The organism is Pedobacter sp. 01T416_2, from assembly GCF_056398925.1.
Map to the genome: position 1 here is coordinate 1 of NZ_JBFTQI010000358.1, position 5892 is coordinate 5892.

General features: G+C 36.5%; 8 protein-coding genes. 6 read left to right on the top strand and 2 right to left on the bottom strand.

Annotated elements, in window-relative coordinates; all coding sequences use genetic code 11:
- A partial coding sequence (locus AC1DPQ_RS15430; RefSeq protein WP_477610092.1) for an AMP-binding protein occupies window positions 1-1158 on the bottom strand: 1158 nt, incomplete at its 3' end.
- 300 nt (window positions 1159-1458) lie between these two features.
- Between AC1DPQ_RS15430 and rpmB the strand changes: the two genes are divergently transcribed.
- The 6 genes from rpmB to rimO all read left to right on the top strand — a co-directional run bounded on the left by rpmB (window position 1459) and on the right by rimO (window position 5126).
- Window positions 1459-1692 (top strand): 50S ribosomal protein L28, encoded by a 234-nt coding sequence (gene rpmB / locus AC1DPQ_RS15435; RefSeq protein WP_025145121.1) that lies wholly within the window; start codon window positions 1459-1461, stop codon window positions 1690-1692.
- Window positions 1693-1736: 44 nt separating this feature from the next.
- Window positions 1737-1919 carry a 50S ribosomal protein L33 gene (gene rpmG, locus AC1DPQ_RS15440; RefSeq protein WP_010599807.1) on the top strand — a complete coding sequence of 61 codons (183 nt, stop codon included), beginning with the start codon at window positions 1737-1739 and terminating at the stop codon, window positions 1917-1919.
- Window positions 1920-2017: 98 nt separating this feature from the next.
- The gene (locus AC1DPQ_RS15445; protein WP_010599808.1) at window positions 2018-2173 is read left to right on the top strand and encodes a DUF4295 domain-containing protein; all 156 of its coding nucleotides are present in this window, start codon (window positions 2018-2020) and stop codon (window positions 2171-2173) included.
- Between the two features lie 84 nt (window positions 2174-2257).
- The gene (ftsY, locus tag AC1DPQ_RS15450; protein WP_057932079.1) at window positions 2258-3220 is read left to right on the top strand and encodes a signal recognition particle-docking protein FtsY; all 963 of its coding nucleotides are present in this window, start codon (window positions 2258-2260) and stop codon (window positions 3218-3220) included.
- 115 nt (window positions 3221-3335) lie between these two features.
- Window positions 3336-3710, top strand: coding sequence for a GxxExxY protein (locus AC1DPQ_RS15455; protein ID WP_477610094.1), 375 nt, complete (start codon window positions 3336-3338; stop codon window positions 3708-3710).
- An 84-nt stretch (window positions 3711-3794) separates the two neighbouring features.
- Window positions 3795-5126 (top strand): 30S ribosomal protein S12 methylthiotransferase RimO, encoded by a 1332-nt coding sequence (gene rimO, locus AC1DPQ_RS15460; protein WP_477610096.1) that lies wholly within the window; start codon window positions 3795-3797, stop codon window positions 5124-5126.
- Window positions 5127-5198: 72 nt separating this feature from the next.
- Here rimO and AC1DPQ_RS15465 read toward each other — a convergent pair whose 3' ends face one another.
- On the bottom strand, window positions 5199-5543 hold the full coding sequence (locus AC1DPQ_RS15465) for a hypothetical protein (protein ID WP_477610097.1): 345 nt from the start codon (window positions 5541-5543) through the stop codon (window positions 5199-5201).
- Between the last annotated feature and the right edge of the window lie 349 nt (window positions 5544-5892).

Below are 5892 nucleotides of genomic sequence, written 5' to 3' on the forward strand. Positions count from 1 at the left end.
TGCCAAGCTTCTTCGTTGATCGGCTTGCCAAGCTTCTTCGTTGATCGGCTCTCCTACCGACCCTAAAACGCGGATTGAGCTTAAATCTTTGCCATTTAATGGGTCTTCACCAAAACTCATTAATGAGCGGATAGCCGTTGGAGCAGTATACAAAGTATTTACTTTATGTTTTTCTACAATATCCCAAAAACGAGATGGGCTTGGATAAGTAGGAATACCTTCGAAAAGAACCGAAGTAGCACCTTGCGAAAGCGGTCCGTAAACAATATAAGAGTGACCGGTAATCCAGCCAATATCGGCTGTACAAAAATAAACCTCACCAGGCTGATAGTTAAATACATTCGAAAAAGTATAACCGGCATAAACCATATAACCACCACAGGTATGTACCACACCTTTGGGTTTTCCGGTAGAGCCAGATGTGTAGAGAATAAACAGCATATCTTCTGCATCCATTTCTTCCGCTTCACAAATATCATTTACGTGTTTAACTTCATCTTCCCACCACACATCCCTGCCTTTCAGCATCGAAACAGGTGTACGGATATGGGTTAACACGATACATTTTTCTACGGTTGGGCAACCAATTAAGGCATCGTCAATTACATCTTTTAAAGGAATCTGTTTATTGCCACGATAAGAACCATCGGCCGTAATCACTACTTTACATTGCGAATCGTTAATCCTGTCGGCAATAGATTTAGCAGAAAATCCACCAAAAATAACCGAGTGAACGGCACCAATTCTTGCGCAGGCCAAAACAGCAATAGCCAACTCGGGCACCATAGGCATATAAATACAAATACGGTCGCCCTTTTTTGCTCCATTACGTTTTAAAACGTTGGCAAAACGGCAAACGCGTTCGTGCAACATTTTATAAGTATAAGTAACACTTTCTTCTTCTGGATTATTAGGTTCCCAAACAATAGCTGGTTTATCTCCATTGGCAGCTAAGTGCCGATCTAAACAATTTTCGGTAATATTAAGTTTAGCGCCTTCGAACCACTTGATATTTGGTTCGTTAAAGTTCCATGATAATACTTTGAACCAAGGCTTGCGCCATTGAAAGTTTTGCGCCACTTCGCCCCAAAATTGTTCTGGGTTTTCTACGCTTTTCTTATAATCTTCTTCGTATTGCTTAAAAGATGTAATTTGCATTGCTTGTTCTATATTTTGGATTAGTGGGGGCTAATTTAAATAAATAATAATAAGGAGAAATAGTCTAATCGTATCAAAATGAATATCAAACGTTTGATAAGAAATATTTATTTTAAATAGATGTAATATAGGAAGAATTTAAGGTTTGGCTTTAACAAAAATTGCACAAACCTTTTCCGCCCATAAATATTAATTATAAAAATAATTAGCTACGCTATTGCTGTTTACAATTATTATTCAGATATTTGCACACTCTTAAAAAAATTAAGCGGACGATATTAACAACTATATTTACAAGTCATGTCAAGAGTTTGTGATTTAACAGGAAAAAAAGCAATGGTAGGTAACAACGTTTCTCACTCAAACGTTAAAACCAAACGCAAATTTTACCCAAACCTACAACTTCAGAAATTTTATATTCCTGAAGAAAACCGTTGGATTACGTTGAAAGTTTCTACTTCAGCGATTAAAACCATCAATAAAGTGGGCATTAGCGAAGCAATTAACCGTTTCGTAAAAAAAGGATTTTTGTAAAAAACATTAACTGTTGAGATTAACAGTTTTCAATTTATATTAAAATGGCAAAAAAAGGTAACAGAGTTCAGGTTATTTTAGAATGTACTGAACATAAAGAAAGTGGCATGCCAGGTATGTCTAGATATATTTCTACCAAAAACCGTAAAAACACTACTGAAAGATTAGAATTGAAAAAATTCAATCCAGTATTGAGAAAAGTAACCGTACATAAAGAAATTAAATAGGTTAAGAATAAAAGACCAAAGCTTAAAGACTAAAGCATTTTGCAAGTCTCAAATCTAGTGTCTGATATCTCAAATCTAATAATTAAAATTATAAGAACATGGCAAAGAAAGTAGTTGCAACCCTTAAAACAGGTACAGGTAAAGAATATTCGAAAGTAATTACAATGGTAAAATCACCAAAAACTGGTGCTTACTCATTCAAAGAACTTATCGTACACAACGACCACGTAAAAGATGCTATTGCATCTAAATAAGGTTAATATTTTTTAATATTAAAAATATTAAAGGCCGTTCCGTTTTAACCGGAAGGGCTTTTTTTGTTATATAAAAATTTAGATATGGGTTTATTCGATTTTTTCAAAAAGAAAGAAACTGCACCTGAAGCTCAGGAAGCACTGGATAAAGGTTTAGAGAAAACTAAAGACGGTTTCTTTAATAAAATTACCAAAGCTGTAGCAGGAAAATCTTCTGTTGATGATGAAGTGCTCGATAATCTGGAAGAAGTTTTGGTTACTTCTGATGTTGGTGTAAGTACTACATTAAAAATTATCAAACGTATCGAAGAACGTGTTGCCAAAGATAAATACCTCAATACCTCAGAACTAAATTTTATCCTTCGTGATGAAATCCAGTTACTTTTATCCGAAAACAACAGTAACGATTTCCGCCAGTTCGAATACGGCGATCATAAACCTTATGTAATTATGGTGGTTGGCGTAAATGGTGTTGGTAAAACCACTACCATCGGAAAGCTGGCCCACAAACTTAAAGAATCCGGTCTTAAAGTAGTATTAGGTGCAGCCGATACCTTTAGAGCTGCGGCCGTTGACCAGATTAAACTCTGGGGCGAACGTGTCGGCGTGAGGGTTGTGGCACAGGCTATGGGTTCTGATCCTGCTTCAGTTGCTTTTGATACCCTACAATCGGCTGTTGCTAACGACGAAGATGTAGTGATTATTGATACTGCCGGACGTTTACACAACAAAATCGGTTTGATGAATGAGTTGGGTAAAATTAAACAGGTGATGCAAAAGGTAGTACCAGGTGCACCGCACGAAATTTTATTGGTGTTAGATGCCTCGACCGGACAAAATGCTTTTGAACAGTGCAAACAGTTTACCGAAGCTACTGATGTTAATGCATTGGCCATTACAAAATTAGACGGAACAGCAAAAGGTGGTGTAGTAATCGGAATTTCAGATCAGTTCAGGATTCCTGTTAAATATATTGGAGTAGGAGAAAAAATTGGCGACTTACAGCTTTTTGATAAGAAAGAGTTTGTGAATAGTTTGTTTAAATAGGCGCAAGCGTTTGATTCCACTGAGGATTTAGTCTACAATTCACTTCGTGGTTGATTCCACCGATTTAGGTGATTACACCGATTGGTAGATTTAACAGTTTTATATAGATTTATATATGATCGAATATGAAAAAGATACGCTAACACAAACGATTATAGGCTGTTGCTATGAAGTTCATAATCAGTTAGGCCCAGGCTTTTTGGAGAAAATCTATGTGAATGCCTTAAAGATTAAACTCCAACAGGCAGGTTTAAATTACGTCGCAGAAAAAGAATTTAATGTTGTATTTGAGCATATAATTATTGGAAAATTTAGATGCGACCTCTTTGTTGAGGATAAAGTAATTGTGGAATTAAAATCAGTAACAGGGTACCAACCTAAGTTGTTTCAAAGTCAACTTATATCATACTTAAAAGCCAGCAAAATTAAAACAGGATTATTGATTAACTTTGGCAACACAAGTTGCGAAGTAAAACGGTTATCTGTTTAGCAAAAAAACAGAGGCAATTATCTCATAATCAATAAAAAAGATTATCGCCTAAATCATTTGATAATCGGTGAAATCACATATAATATGAATACCAAAATAGTAAGAAGTAAAAGCGCAATTAAACAACCTAAAATTAATGTAATTACATTAGGTTGTTCAAAAAACATATACGATTCGGAAGTATTGATGGGGCAGCTGCGTGGCAACAACTTAAATGTTGTGCACGAATCAGACAAGATGGGCAAAGATGATATCGTTGTAATTAACACCTGCGGTTTTATCGATAATGCTAAACAAGAATCAATCGATACCATTCTACAGTTCAGCGAACTAAAAGAAGCCGGTAAAATTGGCAAAGTAGTGGTTACAGGTTGTTTATCTGAACGTTACAAACCCGAACTTGAATCAGAAATCACCAACGTTGATGCTTTTTTCGGCACTAACGATCTACAGAATATTTTACCTGAGTTAGGTGCCAATTACAAGCACGAACTTATTGGCGATCGTTTGCTCACCACTCCTTCTCATTTCGCTTATTTTAAAATTGCCGAAGGCTGTAACCGTCCGTGTTCTTTCTGTGCCATCCCATTAATGCGTGGCAAACACTTGAGTAAACCAATGGAAGAATTGGTTAACGAGGCTAAAATACTAGCTAAAAACGGCACAAAAGAATTGATTTTAATTGCTCAGGACCTTACCTATTATGGTTTAGACCTTTATGGTGTACGCAAGTTGGATGAGTTGATGCGTCGTTTATCAGATGTTCCCGGAATCGAATGGATCCGTTTGCAATACGCCTACCCTTCTGGTTTCCCCATGGAAATTTTAGATGCCATGAATGAGCGCGATAACATCTGCAAATACCTGGATATGCMATTACAGCACATTACCGATAATATGTTAAAATCGATGCGCCGTGGTACCACCAAACAAAAAACCATCGATTTAGTCAATCAGATCCGTGATAAAGTACCAAGCATCGCCATGCGTACCACGCTAATCTGTGGTTATCCTGGCGAAACTGAACATGATTTCGAAGAAATGAAGGAATGGGTTGCAGAAACCAAATTCGATCGTTTGGGTTGCTTTACTTATTCGCATGAAGAAAAAACACATGCACATACCTTAGTTGATGATATTTCTGACGAAGTAAAACAACAACGTGTTGATGATATTATGGAAATACAACAAGGTATTTCGTTCGATATTAATCAAGAAAAAGTAGGCAAAACCTTCAAGGTGCTGGTAGATAAAAAAGAAGGCGATTTCTTTGTTGGCAGAACCGAATTCGATTCACCTGAGGTTGATAATGAAGTTTTAATCGATGCAGCTACAGGTTATGCCGCCAACGGAAGCTTTGTTAATGTGAAGATAGACAGGGCTGAAGATTTCGATCTGTATGGTACGATAGTATAGATTAAACCCTCCGTTTTGTTTATAAAAAAGAAGTCAGGTTTTAAAAACTTGACTTCTTTAAATTACATTCTTCTATTTCTTAGGCTCAGGTCTATTTTTAATCTGACTAGGTTTTAACCAGATTTTAGCACCTTTCGAGTTTACATAATATTTTTCATTCTTCGCATTGATGTAAACATTAGATCCATCTGGGGCCATTTTACCTTTCCAGGTTTTATCTGCAACTTTCGAACTGCCTTTTACTGCTACTTCGGCAGTTTTATTACCTACAGATTTAGCACCTTTACCAATTGCTTTACCGGTTTGATCTAATGCTTTACCTACTTCAGTTTTTTTCTTTTCTTGAGCATTTACAGTTAAGGCTGCACCTCCAAATAAGGCCAGCGTTAATAAACCCATTACTAATTTTCTTTTCATGACAGCTATATTTTATTTAAGTGATAACAATTGATCATCAAAAAGAACTAAGTTAGCAGACATCAAAAAGAACTAATCTACTTTTCAAAAAATAATGATTTGTTTTTGAAGCGCGGGGCCAATAGAACTATTAACGTATGCTCCCGTTCTTCGCTGTATCCTTTCGCTGCGCTTCAGCGATGCCGCTTCGCCAGGGGCTAAACAGCAACCGGCCGAAAAAAAATGCAGAACGCCTACCTACCTCTTTCATAAGCATTCATTTTTTATTTCTTGCAAAGCCCTCGTTCAATAAACCTTATTGAAGCGGTTATACTTTTTGTTGCACCGCTAAAAACATCCCCCGTTAACC